The sequence below is a fragment of the Vibrio profundi genome, from assembly GCF_005281835.1.
In the GTDB taxonomy this organism is placed as follows: Bacteria; Pseudomonadota; Gammaproteobacteria; order Enterobacterales; family Vibrionaceae; genus Vibrio; species Vibrio profundi.
Genome location: NZ_RZIS01000002.1, coordinates 497,941 through 517,392 on the forward strand (window position 1 = coordinate 497,941; position 19,452 = coordinate 517,392).

The following is a 19,452-nucleotide window of genomic DNA, read 5'->3' on the forward strand; positions in this document are numbered from 1 at the left end:
TCACATTTATTGGCTATAGCAGCTATTGATGTCAGCAAAAAGTACAACGAATATTGACGAATTAAGAGATGAAAGACATGAACAAATTTAATATCAAAGACTTAGACCTTTTCTACGGCGAAAACCAAGCACTTAAATCTATCAACCTACCGGTTCCAGAGCGCCAAGTGACGGCTCTTATCGGGCCATCAGGTTGTGGTAAATCGACATTACTGCGTTGTTTGAACCGCATGAACGATCTTATCGAAGGTGTGAAGATCACTGGCCTTCTAGAAATGGATGGTGACGACATTTACGGCAATATCGATGTAGCCGATCTGCGTATTAAAGTCGGTATGGTTTTCCAAAAGCCGAACCCGTTCCCAATGAGTATTTACGAGAACGTTGCTTACGGTTTACGTGCTCAGGGCATTAAAGATAAAAAGCACATTGATGAAGTGGTTGAGCGTTCTTTGCGCGGTGCAGCGTTATGGGATGAAGTGAAAGATCGTCTGAAATCACACGCGTTTGGTTTGTCTGGCGGTCAGCAGCAACGTTTGTGTATCGCACGTACGATCGCAATGGAACCAGATGTAATTTTGATGGATGAGCCAACTTCTGCACTGGACCCTATCGCGACTCATAAAATTGAAGAATTGATGGAAGAGCTGAAGAAAGATTACACGATCGTGATTGTCACTCACTCCATGCAACAAGCGCGTCGTATCTCAGATCGCACTGCATTCTTCCTTATGGGTGAGCTGGTAGAGCATAACGATACAAGCGTGATTTTTAGCGAGCCAAAAGACGACCGTACTAAAGGTTATGTAAACGGTGACTTTGGCTAAGTTCAGAATAATTATTAACAGATAACACTATAACTATAAGCGATGGTAAGTTTGCCCCACTATATGTGGGGCTTTTTTACGATATTAAATAGGACAAAGCTGCAAAAATATTTGGAAAAGAAATCCCATTTTTGTCGTCCTTCTCTAGCTTGTGATAAAGCAATTAGTCTAAATGCGACTCGCTTAACATCTGGTTTTTCACTACATTGATTGCATATTCATGCTTGGGTATTTTTGCAACAATGAATCTAACCCTTGGATGGAAGCCGTGCCTGTAAAAGCATTTACCAAACAAATTTCAGCAACTCGTGATCACCGTTTGCTGTCTGAATTTATATTCAGTTACTTGTGCAAAGTGCTTAATCCAAAAGGTGTGGGCGTCTTTTCTGATCCTGCTGCTTCCTTAAATCGAACTCCCCTTTATTCCGATGGTTCATTGACTGCCTTGGAGCAATACCCCGCGACGTTCTGGCCTTGGGCTTCTCAATTTGATACTGCTGATGGCGTGATCCCTATGGCGATCAATACATGCCAGTGGGAACACACTGGCGTGTTAGGCGGAGAGTCGTGCATCATGATGTTAGATAACTCTCCTTCTTCCCGAACTTATTTGATCATCCAAGGTTGTGATCCCGAAAAAGTAAATCGTGCTTTTGAAACTGGACTGGATGTGATGCAACTGGCGGCAGCCCGGTGGCAGTGCATCCGAGCGGAGAAAAATGCGGCTATCGAAATTAAACATCGTGATACTCGAGAAGCGCAATATCTAGACGAAATTAAGCAAAGACAACAGTTCGTCGAGAACATGAAGTTGGTGCACCAGCTAGCGTTAGAAATGTCGAACCCAGAATCGCTCGATGCTTTATATAGAGCATCTGTAGAAGCGGTTCGCGATCGCCTTGGCTTTGATCGTTCTGTTTTCATGTTATTGGATATGAAAAAACGCTGCTTTAGCGGTACTTACGGTACCGATGAAAACGGCCAAACGGTGAGTGAACACCATACTCAGTACGATCTCCATCAATTGGAAGAAGAGTACATAGAAGCTTTATCTCAGCCGTCGAGTAACTTAGTGATTGTAGAAAAAGCGCCGTTATACACATCGGGGCAAGTGGTTGGGCAGGGCTGGAATGGTATGCTTATTTTACGTGAAGGGGACAAGCCTATCGGTTGGATTGCGATGGATAATTATATTAATCGTCTTCCGATCACGTCATACCAAAGGCAGATGCTGGAGTCATTTGGCTCGTTACTCTCTCAGATTTATATCCGTAAACGTCAAGAACAAAATATTAGAATGCTTCATTCCAGTATGGTCGAACTATCTCGATGCGATAGCGTTAGTGAAGTTTGTAAATCGGCAGTGAGCTTCGCCATTCAACATTTAGGCATAGATCGCTTTGCGGTATTTCTTACCGATGAAAATTGTACCTACATGCAGGGAACGTGGGGGACGGATATTCAAGGAAACATTGTTGACGAGTCTTATTACCGCTCAGAAACCGTCGATCGCTCTATCGTCACATCTGCTCGTTCCAACCCTAATCAAGTGGCATTTGAAGAGTCAGTGCCGATCTATCATGACTTTAATATTGTCGGCTTTGGCTGGACGGCAATGACCATGCTGACCAGTAACTCTGATGGGCCAATTGCGTTTATCGCCGCTGATAACTTATTAACTCGTAGCCCTTTAACTTCTCAACTTCGGGAAGTGATCCGCATCTTTGCCTCTAGCTTGGCGGAAGTGTTGCAAAGAACCCAAGCTCAGGAGCAGTTAAAAAAGCTTAATGAAACCTTGGAGCAGGAAGTAACCAAACGGACACAAGAACTGGAGGCAGTTAATCAACAACTTGACCTGATTTCTAAGCTGGATCCGCTAACTCGCTTGGGCAACCGAAGAATGCTGGCTCAAGTGATGGAAGATCTCTGTCAATCTAACAAAGAGCGCGACACAACGTTTGGCTTGATTCTGGTCGACCTCGATCATTTTGGTTTGTTTAATAATGCGTATGGCCATACTGAAGGTGATGTGGCACTCAAGACGGTAGCTAAGATACTAAGTCACCATACTTATAACGAAGGCGAAACTTTTTGCCGAATTGGTGGCGAAGAGTTTGTACTACTGATGGTCGATACCGATAACGAACAAGTTCAAGAAAGAGCGGAATGTATTCGACGATGTATTGAAGAAGCGCAAATCCCGCATTGTGATACCAGCACTGGTTCTTACCTAACGGCATCGGTAGGTTATACAACCTTAACAGCTCGCTATCGAGATTTGGATTTTGAGAGATTGTATAACGTAGCCGACCAGGCCCTTTATCGCGCTAAAGATTCGGGAAGGAACCAAACGGTATCAGCGGCTGATTCTAATTTAGTAGAAGATTCAAGTAGCGTCGTTTCTTAACGTGTTATAGAGCCTAAAGTATGTTGGTGATTTAGCTAGATATTTCAAGCCGAAATTAAAAAAGCCCAGTATTCATTGCTAATGAATACTGGGCTTTTGATTTTTATGTTGATTAAAGCGGTGCCAGTGGGCTTTGTGGCTCTTGAGTATACTTTTTGGTGTTAGTAATGAGCGATTTTAGAGTCTCTGCTGGCCAAGGTTGCGCTTCGTGTTGCGATTGACCTGAGTACAGTTTGTGGTGCAACTCTGCTATCTCATTGAGCGCTTTCACCTTTAAAGTTGGGTCTAGGTTTGGGTGAAGTGCGGTCCATTTGGCAAACTCATTTTGTACTTTTAACGCGTCTTGTTGCTCGATAGCATTGAGTAACGACTGCTCCAAGCTGGTCGGTGCTGCTGTGGTCTTTGTATTTAATTCAGCTACTCCGGTGCGCGACTTTTTCCAAAAGTACGCAGCAGCGATCAAAGTGACCACCCAAAGGGCGGCAAAAATAGCGGTCCAAATCGGCCACATACCCGCATCTTTCACAGTCACTACTTCGGTTTGTACTGATGGGGTTGGAGTGGTGGGAACAATTTGCGAAGCAGGTTGTTCGGTCGCGTTTGCTTGTACGGTTAACTCCGGAAGCTTACTTGTTTGTTGGGACTTAGTTTGAGTATTCCACCAAGATTGCTCAATGGCTGGTAACACGATTTCCCCGCTATGCTTAGGAATAATGACTTGTTTGAACACAACGATTGGCTGGCCTGAGTCCGTTTTCCCGAACTGAGGCTTTTCTTCGTAGATACGAACAGAGTTAGGATAGCTCACGGATAAGTTCGGTAACTGCTGTTCGGTTAAGCCTTCCGCTTGCATGGTCACGGTGCGTGTCACGGAGTCACCCACATCAAGTTCTACAGGTTGATTTTCTGGTAGGCGGTTACCTTGGCTATCGGTCCAAGTTTGAATCAGCGTGAAGTTCGATGTTGGTAACCAAGACCCTTGATAGGAACTAGGAACGGGCAACACATTGATGTTGTAGGTTTTTACTTGTGTATCCAGCTGAATCAACTTAGTGGTGCCCGACATACGATCACCGTAAATCACGGCCCCCGTTAATTTGGGACCATTCAATTCAAATTGGCCTGAGTCAGTGGCGGTAATTCGAAATGACTGCTCAACAATAGTGACTTCCATGCCTTGATGAATGCCTTGGTATTGTTGCGAATCTCCGATAGGTGTTATCTCCAAACCATTGGCGTTTGGAGGTGTGATTTTAGGGTTTTGTAGGCGCCTTGGATCGGCCTTGATGATGAGTTTCACATCCAACTGAGTACTTTGACTTGGATATAGCTCATCGCCAGCCAGGTTCAGCTCAAATTCAGCCATATCGCTCTGTTTAGGGGCGGACTTGTCCATGGACACCTTTATGCGAATTGGGGATGTAGATGCTCCCTTAATATCAAAGCTTGGAATGGTTAAATTGCCAAGAGTGAGAGGGGCTAAAGAGATGGTCCATTCGCTGCGTACACTTCGATTTCCGTTGACGATGTTCATGGATGTTCCAAAGTTGGGACGACCTAAGTAGAAATCTTTTTCTAACACACTAAGGTCAAGGGCGTCTGAATTGACACGCTCGTCAATAGAGACTCTTAGCTGAAATACTTCATCTTTAGTGACTTGGTTTTTACTGACACTTGCGGTAGCAGTCGCGGCATGCGCCAAGTTGAAAAAGGCCAAGTTCATGAGAATGGCGAATAGGGCAGTCAAAAATGGGCGGTGAGATATTTTCATGGTTACCACTTTTTACCTTGATTGGTTGGTGCACTTTTTTGTTGTGCTTGTAAAATCATTTGAGCTCTTAGCAGGCGACTAGGATCGCGCGCACTTTCGACTTGTTCTAGCTTTCGCATATCAGGGTCGACAGGCTGAGTTGATTGCTGTGCTGCTTCATTCGACGAGCTTTCCGCTGAGCTGTTTTGTTGTTTAGCAGATTCAGTGGCGCTTTGCTGGTCATTTTGAGGCCTATCATCACTTTCGTCATCGTTTTGAGATTGATTCGCTTGAGATTGTTCTTTTTGATCCGCTTGTTGTGCCGACTCTTCATTACGATCTGCTTGGTTGCTTTGTTGATCTTGTGACGATGGTTGCGAACTACTTTGTTGCTCAGATTTATTGGAGTCTTGTTGTGAAGGCTCTTGCTGGGATGCATCCTGCTGAGAGTTCTGTGAATCACTTGACTCTTGTTGTTCTTGCGATTGTGAATCACCCTGCTGTTGCTGTTGCTGTTGCTGTTGCTGTTGCTGTTGCTGTTGCACTATTTCTAGGTTGCGTTTTGCAAACTCGTGATCAGGGTTGTTGGATAAGATGGATTGATATTCATCAATCGCTTTTTCCAAGTCGCCATTTTGAGCGTAGGCATTAGCTAAGTTGTAGCGAGCGGCTTCATTGGTGAATTCAGACAGTGACTCTATCGCCCCTTCATAATCACCATTTTGATACTGCGCTACACCTTTCCATTGCTTTGAATCAAACAGTTCTGTAGCACTTTGGAAGTCTTGATTTTGGTACGCTTGATAGCCCAGTTGATCTTGGGTTAACCAAGGGCTTGCGTGGGCTGGTTTAGTCATTCCTAACGGCAATATCGCCAGTACACCTACCCAAATAACGCCTTTTCTAAAGAGACTTAATGCGGGCAGCAGTAACAGTGGAAGTAGCCAATAGCCGTTATTGACACGGGTATTGAGCTCAGGGCCTTGGGCCTTCGAAACCGATTTTGAATCGCCTTGTGATGTGAGATTGGCAATAAGATCAATATCGGCGTTATCGTGTTGGAAAGGTGCGAATTGGCCGCCACTCATTTGTGTCAGCGCCCGCATGTTAGATAGGTTGGTTTTGGCTACTACTGTGATTCCTGAATCCGTTTTGAGTAATTGACCATCTTGCAGACGAATCGGTGCACCTGCTTTCGTGCCAACTGCCAAAATCGACAAACGCCATTTAGAGCTTTGGACTAGATCTTCGATGGCTTGGCGCTCGGTATCATCAATATCGTCACTGATTAGAACGATATCACCTTGGTATAAGCTCGACTTTTCCATTAAATCAATCGCTTGCTTAACGGCTGAAGCTGCATCGGCGCCCTGGTATGGCATGATATCTGGCGACAAGTTTGGAACTTGGCTGGCGATGGTATTCCAATCAGAGGTTAATGGAGTAATGGTGTAAGCGTCACCCGCGTAGGCAATCAATCCGGTTAAACCTTCTTTCCAGTGAGGCAGTAGATCGAGCGCTTTATAGCGTGCTTGGGTGAGACGGTTGGGTTTTATGTCGGTCGCATACATAGACATCGACATATCCATGACCAATACACGAGCTTGGGTATTTTCGAAACTTGGTCGCTCTGCTTGCTGCCAGCTAGGGCCAGCTAAAGCGATGACAGCCAAAATCCACCAAATCACGAATAATGGGCGCAGGTAACGCTGAGGTTTACTGGTATTAATCGCCATAAATTGAGCGATGTGCTCGGCAATTAATACTTGGCGTTGTCCTTGCTGTTTACACAACAGCCATAGTGCAGGTAGCACCAGTAACGCGAAAAACCACATCGGATAGAGAAAAGTAAAGTTAGACATTTTCCCTCCTAAGTACGACTAAAAAGCATGACAGCATCAATGCGATAGCAAGCGGTAGCGTGAACCATTCTTGCTGAGGGCGCCATGTTTTAATGGTGTTGCTCACAGGTTCTAGCTGGTTAATGGTGTCATAGATGGTAGCAAGTTCTTTGCTATCACGAGCTCTGAAATATTGCCCGCCAGTACGCTTCGCGATTTCCATTAGTGTTTTCTCATCAAGGTCTTCTGCCGTGTTGACTTTACGGGTCATGAAGAACTCTTTAACCATCATTTCTCCAGCCCCAACGCCAACGGTATAAATTGTGGCATTGTATTTTTTAGCGATGTCTGCTGCTTCGATTGGGTCGAGTACGCCAGCTGTGTTACTGCCGTCACTTAGTAACACCATAATGCGCTGTGGTGCGTCACTATCGACAAAGGTTTTGGTTGCTAGGCCAATCCCATCACCAATGGCAGTATTGGTACCAATTAAGCGCAGTACGGTTTGATTGAGCTGCTGAGAAACGGATGTGCGATCGAGAGTCAGAGGTGTTTGCAAATAGGCGTGGTCAGCAAATAGAACTAGCCCCACTCGGTCACCTTTTCGGCGTTCAATGAAGTCACTCAATACTCTTTTCACCGAGGTCAGGCGATCAATGTATTCACCATTGTATTGCATGTCTTCTTTACTCATGGAGTAAGAAAGGTCGACGACCAACATGAGATCTCGGTGCTTAGGTTGGAATTCAACTGGTTCGCCAAACCAAACTGGCCTTGCGCTGGCAACGACCAAACAGATCCAAATTAGGCTCGCAACTATTTTATGGAGCTTGGTTTTTGGCCCTTTCGAGTCGGATGTTTCTGGCAAGTAAGGTAGGGTTAATGCCGCCTCGGTTTTTGCGGGCGTAACAAATTTGTAGATGACAAATGGTAGCGGGAGCAAAATGAGCATCCCCCACCAAACGAACTCTATGTTAGACAAGCTACTCACGACCACCTCGTTTTGGAGGCAGCGCTTCAGCTATCCAACGTTCGCAATCTTTGACAAGCTGAGAAGATTGCTCGTGGTTCTCGTTACTGTATAGCGCTTGCTGCCAGGTTTGTTGGTTGTGCGTGAAAATTGGCTGGGCGACTTGCGAATCTAAAAACTGATACCAATCGTCACCCGTTAGCTGTGCCACTCTTTCCCTTGGGTAATAGCTGAGAGCCGCTTGTCGAAGTACTTCGAGTGCTGAAGACGGCGTTAATGGCTGCGTTTCAAGCGTGAATAGCTTTAACGCGGCTTTTTTTGAAGCGAGCTTTTTTTTACGATACTTGATGACGAATAAGATAGCGATGATCGTGACGATCGCTACCGCTGCGAGGCTCCACCATCCCCATTGCAGCGGCCACCAACTTGGCGCAGCAGGCAATATGCTTGGGCTGAGTTCTAATGGAGGCGTTTGAGTATTGTTGGTCATTATTTTGTCTCGGTAATTTGTTCTAGCAAAGGACGTGCAGAGGAGATGGAGTGGTACGGGATGGCCAGTGAACCACACAATTCTTGCAGTGCTTGTTGTTTGATTGAAAAGGCGTGCGCGATCTTTTGCTTTTCTTTCTTAGAAGAGAAATTAAGCCACTGCGTGCGTGTCCCATCGGTGACTTGTTGATTGCCTTTAAAGTCGGTTTGCCCTTGTTCTAATGGATCATAAAAATGGATCATACGAACTCGGTTGTGCTTACTAATTTGATTAAATAGCAAGCGATCACTTTCGGCATAACGAACGAAATCACTCATTAAATGGATTTCGCTGCCTTTTGGACATAATCGATTAAGGGCTTGTAAACCTTGAGCGAACGGGATGGTTTGTGAGTTCTCTAAGGTTTGCTGGGCGATGGCTTGGTTATTGAGCTCTATGACCTTTTGCAAAATCTTTAAAGGTGATTGAGTCGTGGCACTTGGCTTAAATTCAAATAGATTCTGGCCCGTATCTATGATTGCGCCAATTCGATCTTTTTGCGCCGTGGTCAGCCAACTAATAATGCTGGCAAAGTGTGCCATTTGCACCGACTTGAGCATTAACTTGGAACCAAAAATCATGCTGCTACTTAGGTCAAGGTACAAGACGACAGGCTGTTCACGTTCTTCTGAAAACAGCTTTGTATGTGCTTTCCCTGTTCGTGCGGTAACACGCCAGTCTATGCTTCGAATATCGTCGCCTGCCTGATACTGACGGACTTCAGAGAAATCCATACCGCGGCCTTTTTTGGCGCTTTGGTGCTGCCCACTTAATTGCGACCACAAGCTTTTCGCTGGTGGGATCCAGCGAATTGATTGAGATTTGTATTGCAGCAACTCATCTAAGTTTAAAGACACACCATTGCTGTGATTGGGTAATCCCTGTTCCATAAGCCTTATGCGCTGCCGACTAAAGAAATTAGATGTGCAATCACTTGGTTTGGTGTGATTCCTTCTGCTTGAGCGTGGTAGCTACGTAATAAGCGGTGACGCAGTACAGGAAAGGCCATGGTTTGTACGTCTTCTGGAGTGACGTAATCACGGCCTGATAACCATGCGTGAGCGCGAGAGCAGCGATCCAGCGCTATGGTTGCACGAGGGCTCACGCCCATTTCTAGCCACTGATCTAATTGGTCACTGTATTTTTTCGGCTCTCGGGTCGCCATCACTAGGCGAATTATGTATTGCTCAATGCTGTCGGCCATGTGAACGTTCAGAGCTTGTTTGCGCGCTTCGAATACATCTTGCTGGCTTAAGGTTTGTGGGATAGCACTTGATTGACCTTGGGCTTCCCCGCGATTAAGCCTCAAGATTTCTAGCTCACTTTCCATGTCAGGGTAGTTCACTTCTAAGTGAAGAAGAAAACGGTCTAGCTGAGCTTCTGGTAGTGGATAGGTCCCTTCTTGCTCGATTGGGTTTTGAGTCGCCATGACCAAAAACAAATCCGGAAGTTGATAGGTACTGCGTCCAGCCGTTACTTGTTTTTCGGCCATAGCTTCAAGCATGGCAGCTTGCACTTTAGCTGGCGCGCGGTTGATCTCATCCGCCAGAATCAATGAGTTGAAGATAGGACCTGACTGAAAGGTAAATTCCCCCGTTTCAGGGCGAAAGATATCTGTACCGGTTAGGTCTGCGGGCAATAGGTCCGGAGTAAATTGGATACGGTGAAAGTCGCCTTCAATACAGTCGGCTAATGACTTTACGGCTCTGGTTTTTGCGAGCCCAGGTGGACCTTCAACTAAGATGTGTCCATCGGCGAGAAGGGCAATCATGAGCTGCTTAACCAGCTCCTTTTGTCCGATAATTTGAGATTCTAGGTATTGCTGTAATGAGTTGAAAGCATCTGATTGCATGATTAATGGCTCTCTTAGTTTTTTGTACTTTGGTCAGGGAAGTGGAAAAAAGTTCCCTTTTAATTCTTAAACTTACGAAACTAGCAGTGTTATGGGGACAATGTGAGCGCTTATAAACAGTTGAACAAGTAAAAAATTCTAATTACAGCTCAAGCGTGGCTCTCTTGCGGGAGCTGGAAGGCGTATCACATTAGAGAGTTGTTCATGTAGCGGGTAGTGCACCAAATTGTTCTGACCCTGCTCATTAGGTAGAAATCAGAGGGAAACTAAAGGTTTGTGTCTAAATGCCGATAACAGAAAGTTACAAATTTCTAGGCCAATTTAAGGGCATGCTGATGTTCAAACTAAACTCTATGAGTATCAAACAAAAAGTCGTCGCTGGGATCACCTTCGCAGTGCTGGCATCGACGGTCATCGTGGGAATGATGGCACAGCGTCAGGCAAGGGATGTACTGAGTCATCGTTTAATCGATATTGAACTTCCAATGATGTTGGAGCAGATCAATTCTGAAATTGATCGTGAAGTGACACAACTATTATTGGCCGCAGAACAGATCGCGAATAACGAATTTATTATGGATGCCGTGGCCACCACAGACCGCGATCCAAGTGTTGAATCCAAGCTGGTGAAGCAGTTGAACAATGTGCGCAGCCAGTACAACCTGAATGATGCATCCGTTGCGAATCGCCAATCGGCTTATTACTGGAACCAAAACGGATTTCTACGTGAGCTAAACCAACAGCAAGATGGCTGGTTCTTTGGTTTTACCCAGTCTGGGCAGCAGACAATGGTGAGCATGTTCCAAGAAGCGACAGGCGAAGTGAAAATGTTTGCTAACTACCAGCAAGTGTCTGGTAGCACTATGTCTGGCCTGTCTAAGTCTATGGATGACATGGTTCGTTTACTGAATGGCTTCAAAATTGAAAAAACTGGGTTTGTTTTCTTAACCGATAGTCAAGGTGATGTACAAATCCATCGTCAGAAAGATCAAAGCAATTCTACTTTATCGCAGCTTTACGGGGCACAATCGAGTCAGCTTCTTAACAAATCAGGTTTTAACTTGATCACAGCCCAGTACCAAGGTGAAGAAGTTTTTGTCGCAAGTACTTATGTAGCATCAATGGATTGGTTTGTGGTTGGTGTGGTGCCAACGGGAGAAATTTTTGCAGAGTTAGATGCTACCGCTAAGAAAATGCTGTTCACTACGTTAGCGGTTGCTCTGCTCTTTATTGCGATGGGCGTATTGTTAGCGAATAGCATTACTAAACCAATCAAACTGATTTCTCAACGTTTCTGCGATTTAGGCCAAGGAGACGGTGATCTCTCTCAGCGTATTGAAGTGAAGGGGAGTGATGAAATTGCTCAGCTCTCTAACGGTTTTAATGGCTTTATCGAGAAGATTCACCAGTCGATGAAAGAAGTCTCTTCAACGAGCCAAGCATTACAAGTGGCGGCGGAAAGTGTATCGAGTAAAGCGCACATTACGCACGACAATAGCCAAGAGCAGCGTGATCAAACGCTTCAAGTGGTCGCAGCCATTAACCAAATGGGTATGACCATCAGCGAGATTGCATCAAATGCAGCCACTGCGGCGGAAACCGCAACGCATGCCTCGGACAATACTGATGTTGGCCGTAAGGTAGTGAATCAAGCGAAAGACGCGATCAGTCGTTTAGCGCAAGACATTGAGAATACCGGCCAAGTTGTCGAGCAACTGGCGTCGACTACCCAAGACATTGGTTCTATTTTGGGCGTGATACGTGACATTTCTGAACAGACGAACTTACTTGCTTTGAATGCCGCAATTGAAGCGGCGCGAGCGGGTGAGCAAGGGCGCGGTTTTGCCGTCGTAGCAGATGAAGTTCGTAACCTTGCGAGCCGTACAGCCGATTCTACAGAAGAAATTCAGAAGATGATTAACCAACTCCAAAGTGATGCTAAAGATGCAGTAACCGCAATGAATGCGGGTAAGGCGATCACCTTAGAAGGGGTTTCCGCATCGGATGAAGCGGTGGAAGTGTTGGGTGGTATTTCAGATCGAATTTTGGATATTACCGACCGTAACACTCAAGTGGCGACAGCGACGGAAGAACAGTCGACTGTAGTGCATACGATCAATCAAAACATCGAAGAAATTAATTCGATTAATGAAGTGACGACTGGCACGGCTGAGCAATTGGCTGAAGCAAGCCAAGAGCTTCGTGATTTGTCTGACCGTTTGGATAATATGGTTGGGACGTTCAAGCTATAGATTCCCATTAGTGAACGCGGTAAAATCGACCTAGTTTTAATGTTTAGGTAAGTGTTATGAGTGATTTTGAGAAAGAACTTGAGCAAATGACTCAAGATATGGGCGACGAACCAGAGGTGAAGTTCCCATCACTTGAAGAACAGAAAGCGGTAGTCGCTGAGCTGAAAAAGCTAGAAGCTGAAGGTAAGCTCACTCCAGAAGTGTTAGAAAAGCACTTCGGTCAGTTCAATAAAAAGAGTGAAACTCCAATTCACTAATGCAGTGAATTAAGATGACAAAAGGCGCCTAGAGCGCCTTTTTTGTACCTGAAATTTCATTTTATAAAACCAGTCGTTAGTCTTACTTGTGAGACTGTATCTAAGTGAATGATATTAATGGTTAATAATAATCACTATCAATAAATCATTGTAGAGTGGGATTTAGCTCTATTGACCGTCCATACTTATTGACTAAATTGTTTACTGTTAACGTCAAGTCTGAGGTTTCAGTATGAATAATAATGATAAAACATTTCCAATAACGTTCGTCGCCCAAAATACGCTCCAGTCGACCTTACTTAAAGAATCGATAGAAAAGAACTTAAGTGTGTCTATTCGCCAGCTTACTTTTCAGCAGCTTATCAATAAATTTCGCTTTGAAGGGGAAGCGATGTCGGCGCTGATTGTTCTCGATTTTGCCAATATGAAGGAGGAAGATTTCGCGACGTATTTTTTGCTTAGAGATCAGCATTTTCAGGATGTGGATGAAGTTTTAATTAACTGCCCGCCCACTTCCGACTATGCCAGTTTCTTAAAGTGGAAGAACTTGGTGGGAGTGTTTTATAGCGATGACTCATTGGAAATGCTGGTGCAGGGGATGAAGCAGGTATTGGAAGGAGAAATCTGGTTTAGCCGTCAGCTTGCCCAAGAGTACATACGTTTTTATCGCAATCGAACGCCTTCTGGTAGTAGCGAGAAGTTCTCGTTATTGACCAAACGCGAACAACAAATCATTAAGCTATTAGGGGAAGGGGCCTCTAATAATCAGATCGCAAGCCAATTGTTTGTGAGTGAGAATACAGTGAAAACTCACTTGCACAACGTATTTAAGAAAATCAATGTCAGGAATCGACTTCAAGCACTATTGTGGGCGAAAGAGAACATTGGTAGCGAAGAGTTTGTGTAGTGCGCATCTATCATTAGTATACAGGTGTATCAATGACTCGATACTCAAAAATAAGCCAGCAGCGATAACTTAGCTCTGGCTTATTTATTTGTATGAGTGTGCCACTAATTTCCCTCTTTTCCCTTGATAAGATATCGGTGTATTCGTGGGTGAAAAGTATGAGGTTGTTAGAGTATGTTCCGTTTCGCTAAGAGGTACTTTTGGATGATAGGGTTTGTTTCTGCATCTTGGTCTGAGGTGTGCCATAAGCCTTTGCGGATCCCTCGTACTATCAGGTGAATCACTGCTGCATCAATCGCTGACATCACCGCAATGTTCACGGGTTCATTATTGGTGTAACCCATCTCGACTTCTAACAATTCTTTATAATCGATGAAGCGAAACGCGCCCAGCCCCATCTCATGAGAGAAAATGGTTTTGCTTGTGGTAATGCTTAGTAGTACTTGACCACTTCTCACATCGATAGCCCTGAGGTTAATGGTTACTTGATCGGTTCTATATTGCCCTGAACCTCCAATCCCCAAATACTTAGCGCCTAAGCCGCCAGTTTTTATATTCGAATCATAAGCGACGATCCCACCTTCAATCACGATATTGGCTGAACTAAGTGACGATAGATTGGCTGCGTGATTATCGACTTTGCCCTCTTTTTTATGTGCCGCACGAATGATTTTTCGTTCTGTGAGCAGATTTTGTAGCCCCTCTCGCTCTAAAGGGAGAAACCAATTCGATTCAAGCAATGACGTGGTGAGTAAGGCGGTGCCGCCTTGTGGTACTGCGGTGGAAAAATTACTGTTTGGCTGAGGTTTGTATTGACCAGTTTGATCTCTAAAATCGTAGACAGAGACTAAGATCTTCCCCTTCGGCGCTGGCAATGAAATGAGATCCACGTAGGTGGAACCGCGTTGCATTAATTTAGGCTCTTCGGAGGTCGTTGGGATATCTAGAGACATAGCACAACCCGTTAGCCAGATAAATGAAAAGATCGTGGTGATGACTTTCATAACTCGCGCCTCTATAAATCAGGATTGAGCCCAGACACTTGGATCTCAGTGGACTCTCCTGTTTGTTTATCGACGATTTGCACAAGTAACGCGCCATTGTTATCGACGATATTCAAAAAGAAGTCATCGGTTTCGAGTTGCCCTGCATTACCATTCCCCACATCTGCAAGCAGCTGACTGATTAGCCGAGACTCTAAACTGGAGGCGAGGCGGTCTAACGCTGACTCTTCTTCAAATTGAAACTCATCGCTTGCTGGTGGCTTATAGTCGTTAATGGCATTGGCGACACCAAACAAATGAGAGGTATTGAGTGGGTTGCCACCGAAGCTTGGGTTGATTGGCGTATAAGTGAGTTCGGTAGCGAACAATGATGGGCTACAGCACATTAATATGACGGTGATTTTTTTGAATAAACAAGACATAACATTTCCCTATGAGCCTATGGCTATATTTCATCGTGTGCTAGATCAAACGTATCTTGAAATAGCTTCTCCGCTTGCCAACGCACGATATAAGTACTCACAGCCTTAACCGCTTGCGAAGCCCTTTCCTGTGTTTGTCGTCTTCCTGGAGATAGTGCTGTGCGATAGATGATTTTTTGTGCGTGATAGACGCCGATAATACTGCCGGACATGGCGGTAGGCCGTTCTTTTATGGTTAAGTTTTCCTTTAAGTCTGGGTACTGGCTATTGAGTTGTTGGCTAAAGAAGAAGTAAAACTCGTCACCAATTCGAGTCATGGTTTGGCTGACAATAACGCCGCTGATCTCATCAAGGGATTGGGTATTCGAGTCCGTTTCTAGTTTCTTATTATTCTCTATTGAGGCTGAGCCACTCCCGTTGCTGGCGAAAGTGCTGCCCGGCGGGAGCAGTAAGCCCGCAAACAAGGCGTATGATAGATAGTGCGTATTCCATTCTCTAGATTTCATACTTGTTGCTCTTACTCATCCCCTTTACTTAATAATATATTGAATGAATAAACGACAAATGAACTTTAGTTTATTTGTCGTCGTAATCTTATTAACTAAAAAATTAGATATGAATCTGTATGGCTACTAACGTTTTATTCTTTTGGTGAATATAACCATACAAAGTTTATATTTGTTTCCACAGATTGGGATTACCTTTTAATAGTAAATTGAATAAGCGAATTTACGGAGGTGACATGGTCAATATAAAAGGCACGTTGTTATCTCTTCCTTTGATATTTTCATTTGCCGTTATGGCATCTGAAAATAATCCGCACAACGGAAGTGGTAGTGAAATAGTAATGGGAGGTTTTGGATATGGAATGTCTGACTTAAGTGCATTCAATGAGCTGGAACACAATGGCACTTTACAGTCGGGCAATTACGCTGAGGTAATTGTGGACTCTTCTGAATACAGTCGAGCTAGCATCAACCAATATCAGAATGGCGCTTTGGGGAATAAAGCAAAAATTGCCCAAGCTGATTCTTATGATAGTGATGCGTTGATTCGTCAGAATGGTTCAGGAAACATAGGTTTAATCGTTCAAACTGGAACTAACAATTACGCAGAGTTGAATCAATTTGGTGATAACCACCAAGCATGGTTAGAGCAAGTTGGTCACAACAATGTTGCGGTAGTAACTCAGTCTGAACTTTTATTTCAAGAATCGAGTGAAATAAGCCTCCATCAATCTGGAGATAATAACCAAGCTTATTTGTATGACATGGGAGGTTCTAATTACGGAATTTCGCAAAATGGAAATGACTCAGTGTTAATCGTCGGTGCGAAAAATATTGGTTTGTATATTAATCAGCACTAACTACTTAAATGAAATAGAAAATTTACACGTAGGAATTAAATAAAAAGGACGTCTATTATGAACAAGTTTTCAATATCTTTAATTGCGCTTTGTGTATCTGGTGGCGTTTATGCCGGTAATGAAGCGGTTGTTGATTTAAGTACATCAAACCAAGATGTCGTCACGATTGAGCAAAACACGGCACATGCAAATCCTGCATTTGGCAATTATGCGGAAGTGAATTTGCAAGACACTTACGATAATCAAAAAGTTGATATCTATCAGAGTGGTAATAATAACAATGCACTAATTGATGCAAATGACGCTTGGAGCTCACCTGAACTGTCGATCAGCCAAGATGGTGACAGAAACCGAGCGACCATTGATGTACGTAATGTGGCTGATTTCAATACAGCGACGGTAGCGCAATTGGGTAACCGAAACCGCTCTAGTATCGATATCGTTCGTGGCGATAGTAATACTGTTGCCGTGGATGTAACGGGTAACCGAAACAGAACTTTCTCTGAAGTGAGAGGTAGTGAAGCGGATGGAAATGATGTGACATTAACCGTAACCAACGGAAATCGTAATTACTTAGAAACGATGACAGAAGGGGCGGATAATGAAGCAACCGTAACGGTCACCGCTAGTAATCGCAATGACGTATACACAGATCAATCTGGCGATAACAATGACGCGTTGGTGTCTATTGAAGGCGGCAGCAACTTAAATAGCGTTGATATCATGCAGTCTGGCGACTTGAATGTGAGTGAAGTGTCTATTTCAGGTGCGAGCATTGATAATGGTGTAGATATCGCTCAGACAGGCAACGATTCCTATGCGAGTGTCGACGTATCAGGAGCATCAACGGGTGTGATGGTGGATGTGTGGCAGAACAGTCAAGATAGCGCAATGGTGATGGCGAGCAACTCTAACCTGACCACTGTATCTATCGTTCAAAACTAGGCTGAATGAAAGGTATGCTAATTAAAGCGGCATGGATTGCCGCTTTGTTTGTCTTCTACGGAGGAGAATTGGCTCATGCGCAAGACAGTGACAACAATGACTCCACGCGGTACTCCATCACCTGCATGTACGATAAGCCTAGCAAGGTACGAGTGTCCTTCCGCGGAGTAGAGCCTTCAGTATTTCTGCTGACGACCATTCACGATAATCAATTGCGTTATCGAAGCACTAATGGAAGTGTTGCGACTGCTTACTTAGGAAAATCGCAATTTCCGGTCATGGTTGAGGTAACGATGGAAAATCAAATAGAAATGTTTGAGCTAGACGACCAATGTAAAAAATCCCCCTTATCGCAATAAGAGGGATTTTGTTAGAAAAAAGGGCAGTTAGCGAAAACGACTTCGAGTTTAATCGCGTTCAACACCGTTCTCTTTATGTAAACGGCGACACGCGCGACCATCGCTGTGGAATAGGTGACAACGGTGTGCAGGAATACCGATAGACCACTTATCTCCTGGCTCAACGTCTAACGTATCTGGTTGACGGTAAATCACATCGGCATCGGCACTTTCTAGGTTTAGGTAAACCTGAGTTTCGTTACCTAGTTTCTCTACGATCATGACTTCGCCTTCGATAGTCGCATCGCCAAGCTCTGCAGAAAGTAAGTGTTCAGGACGCACGCCTAGTGACATACGGTCACCTTTATTTACTGTCGTACCATCAACTGGGATCCAGAACGTCACGCCGTTTGAGAGTTGAACCATTACGCGATCTGATTCGACTTCTTCAATGTGGACGCTCATAAAGTTCATTTTAGGAGAGCCGATGAAGCCAGCAACGAAGCGATTTTGTGGGTAATGGTATAGCTCTAGTGGTTTACCAACTTGAGATACGTAACCACCATCAAGTACGACGATTTTGTCGGCCATGGTCATCGCTTCTACTTGGTCGTGGGTAACGTAAATCATGGTGCAACCTAATTGGCGTTGCAGCTTAGTGATTTGAGAGCGCATTTGTACACGCAGCGCCGCATCAAGGTTCGATAGCGGTTCATCAAGTAGGAATACTTTTGGCTGGGAAACTAAAGTACGGCCAATAGCGACACGTTGACGTTGGCCACCAGAAAGTGCTTTCGGTTGGCGCTCTAGTAAGTGACCCAATTGCAGGATCTCGGCTGCCTGCTCAACACGTTTGTCGATTTCTGCTTTGTCGGCTTTCGCGAGTTTTAGACCGAAAGACATGTTGTCGTAAAGGTTTAAGTGTGGGTACAGCGCGTAAGATTGGAATACCATGCCGACACCGCGTTTCGAAGGCTCTACATCGTTCATGCGCTCGTCACCGATGTATAGGTCGCCAGAAGTAATGTCTTCTAAGCCTGCAATACAACGTAAAAGAGTCGATTTACCACAACCTGATGGCCCAACGAATACAACAAATTCACCTTCGTTAATCTCTAAGCTGACATCCTTAGAAATTTTCACATCGCCATACGATTTACAAACATTCTTTAACGTGACACTCGCCATTTAGCTCGTCCTCGATCAAATTTTTATTATTTACTGTTCATCATTATATGAATTATTGGGTGAACAGTAACAGTAGGAATTGGTAAGTTTCTGAGAGGGTAAGAAAATATGGATGAAGCTAAGTCTAATGAACATTAGCTTCATCCATCATAGCCAAGCGCTCGCCTATTTCCCCCGCACAAACAAAGCTTCCCCCGTGAAAATCCTCACTAGCGTTCATTTGCGACTGTAGACGAGTACGGGCAATGAAAAAAACTAAAGTAGCGTAACCACTACTAGTTAAAGGTTCTTACCATCCACTCTTGGATGGATACAGTTTCCTTGATTGGTTGGGTGACGACATCCTCCTAATTTCAAAATAGTTAGGGGGAGTAGAAGGGGAGGAGGGGAGAAAGGAGGAGCAGATCAATTAGCGATCTAGTTCAAAGAAAAGTGCCACTTTATGGTGATTATGATCACGCTAACTATCCATTTTGTGATTTTAGTCTCTAACCCTACCGGATGGTGATCACGAATTTAGGCCATAATAGCAGGGGCGTAGTAACTAGGATGATGAGCTAGAGGGCGTTTTCTCAGATTATAGTGTTGAAAATGGCT

The 19,452-nt window shown here is 44.4% G+C and carries 18 protein-coding genes; 8 read left to right on the plus strand and 10 right to left on the minus strand.

What is annotated here, in order from left to right; translation table 11 throughout:
- Window positions 1–77 precede the first annotated feature (77 nt).
- Complete coding sequence (pstB, locus tag ELZ11_RS07135; protein ID WP_137356691.1) at window positions 78–827, plus strand: phosphate ABC transporter ATP-binding protein PstB; 750 nt, start codon at window positions 78–80, stop codon at window positions 825–827.
- 268 nt (window positions 828–1,095) lie between these two features.
- Window positions 1,096–3,234, plus strand: a complete 2,139-nt coding sequence (locus ELZ11_RS07140; RefSeq protein WP_137357033.1) for a GGDEF domain-containing protein — start codon at window positions 1,096–1,098, stop codon at window positions 3,232–3,234.
- Window positions 3,235–3,346: 112 nt separating this feature from the next.
- Here ELZ11_RS07140 and ELZ11_RS07145 read toward each other — a convergent pair whose 3' ends face one another.
- From ELZ11_RS07145 to ELZ11_RS07170, 6 genes are read right to left on the minus strand one after another with little or no spacing between them, the layout of a single operon-like run.
- Window positions 3,347–5,005: a BatD family protein gene (locus tag ELZ11_RS07145; RefSeq protein ID WP_244291622.1), complete on the minus strand. Its 1,659-nt coding sequence runs from the start codon at window positions 5,003–5,005 to the stop codon at window positions 3,347–3,349.
- A gap of 2 nt (window positions 5,006–5,007) precedes the next feature.
- Window positions 5,008–6,846, minus strand: coding sequence for a vWA domain-containing protein (locus tag ELZ11_RS07150; protein ID WP_137356693.1), 1,839 nt, complete (start codon window positions 6,844–6,846; stop codon window positions 5,008–5,010).
- Window positions 6,839–7,777: a vWA domain-containing protein gene (locus ELZ11_RS07155; protein WP_137357034.1), complete on the minus strand. Its 939-nt coding sequence runs from the start codon at window positions 7,775–7,777 to the stop codon at window positions 6,839–6,841. The genes ELZ11_RS07150 and ELZ11_RS07155 overlap by 8 nt, the downstream gene beginning before the upstream one ends.
- A gap of 31 nt (window positions 7,778–7,808) precedes the next feature.
- Window positions 7,809–8,285, minus strand: coding sequence for a DUF4381 domain-containing protein (locus ELZ11_RS07160; protein WP_137356694.1), 477 nt, complete (start codon window positions 8,283–8,285; stop codon window positions 7,809–7,811).
- Entirely contained in the window at window positions 8,285–9,214 is a 930-nt protein-coding gene (locus ELZ11_RS07165) for a DUF58 domain-containing protein (protein ID WP_137356695.1), read from the minus strand. Before ELZ11_RS07165 ends, ELZ11_RS07160 begins: the two co-directional genes overlap by 1 nt.
- Window positions 9,215–9,219: 5 nt before the next feature.
- Window positions 9,220–10,176, minus strand: a complete 957-nt coding sequence (locus tag ELZ11_RS07170) for an AAA family ATPase (protein WP_137356696.1) — start codon at window positions 10,174–10,176, stop codon at window positions 9,220–9,222.
- A 335-nt stretch (window positions 10,177–10,511) separates the two neighbouring features.
- On the opposite strand from ELZ11_RS07170, the gene ELZ11_RS07175 reads away from it, so the two are divergent.
- From ELZ11_RS07175 to ELZ11_RS07185, 3 genes are all read left to right on the plus strand, one after another.
- A complete protein-coding gene (locus ELZ11_RS07175; RefSeq protein WP_137356697.1) occupies window positions 10,512–12,428 on the plus strand; it encodes a methyl-accepting chemotaxis protein in 1,917 nt (638 codons plus the stop codon).
- A gap of 56 nt (window positions 12,429–12,484) precedes the next feature.
- Complete coding sequence (locus ELZ11_RS07180; RefSeq protein WP_137356698.1) at window positions 12,485–12,685, plus strand: restriction endonuclease subunit S; 201 nt, start codon at window positions 12,485–12,487, stop codon at window positions 12,683–12,685.
- 232 nt (window positions 12,686–12,917) lie between these two features.
- Window positions 12,918–13,592 carry a LuxR C-terminal-related transcriptional regulator gene (locus ELZ11_RS07185; protein ID WP_137356699.1) on the plus strand — a complete coding sequence of 225 codons (675 nt, stop codon included), beginning with the start codon at window positions 12,918–12,920 and terminating at the stop codon, window positions 13,590–13,592.
- A gap of 167 nt (window positions 13,593–13,759) precedes the next feature.
- Here ELZ11_RS07185 and ELZ11_RS07190 read toward each other — a convergent pair whose 3' ends face one another.
- From ELZ11_RS07190 to ELZ11_RS07200, 3 genes are read right to left on the minus strand one after another with little or no spacing between them, the layout of a single operon-like run.
- Window positions 13,760–14,596, minus strand: coding sequence for a CsgG/HfaB family protein (locus ELZ11_RS07190; protein WP_137356700.1), 837 nt, complete (start codon window positions 14,594–14,596; stop codon window positions 13,760–13,762).
- Between the two features lie 11 nt (window positions 14,597–14,607).
- Entirely contained in the window at window positions 14,608–15,018 is a 411-nt protein-coding gene (locus tag ELZ11_RS07195) for a curli assembly protein CsgF (protein WP_137356701.1), read from the minus strand.
- Window positions 15,019–15,041: 23 nt separating this feature from the next.
- The gene (locus tag ELZ11_RS07200) at window positions 15,042–15,524 is read right to left on the minus strand and encodes a curli production assembly/transport protein CsgE (RefSeq protein ID WP_137356702.1); all 483 of its coding nucleotides are present in this window, start codon (window positions 15,522–15,524) and stop codon (window positions 15,042–15,044) included.
- 236 nt (window positions 15,525–15,760) lie between these two features.
- Here ELZ11_RS07200 and ELZ11_RS07205 point away from each other — a divergent pair, with 236 nt between their 5' ends.
- The 3 genes from ELZ11_RS07205 to ELZ11_RS07215 are packed head-to-tail and all read left to right on the plus strand — an operon-like array spanning window position 15,761 to window position 17,688.
- Window positions 15,761–16,384: a curlin subunit CsgB gene (locus ELZ11_RS07205; protein ID WP_137356703.1), complete on the plus strand. Its 624-nt coding sequence runs from the start codon at window positions 15,761–15,763 to the stop codon at window positions 16,382–16,384.
- Between the two features lie 57 nt (window positions 16,385–16,441).
- A complete protein-coding gene (locus ELZ11_RS07210) occupies window positions 16,442–17,329 on the plus strand; it encodes a hypothetical protein (RefSeq protein ID WP_137356704.1) in 888 nt (295 codons plus the stop codon).
- A gap of 5 nt (window positions 17,330–17,334) precedes the next feature.
- Complete coding sequence (locus ELZ11_RS07215) at window positions 17,335–17,688, plus strand: hypothetical protein (protein WP_137356705.1); 354 nt, start codon at window positions 17,335–17,337, stop codon at window positions 17,686–17,688.
- 48 nt (window positions 17,689–17,736) lie between these two features.
- On the opposite strand, the gene malK is transcribed toward ELZ11_RS07215, so the two are convergent.
- Entirely contained in the window at window positions 17,737–18,855 is a 1,119-nt protein-coding gene (gene malK / locus ELZ11_RS07220) for a maltose/maltodextrin ABC transporter ATP-binding protein MalK (protein WP_137356706.1), read from the minus strand.
- Window positions 18,856–19,452: the final 597 nt, after the last annotated feature.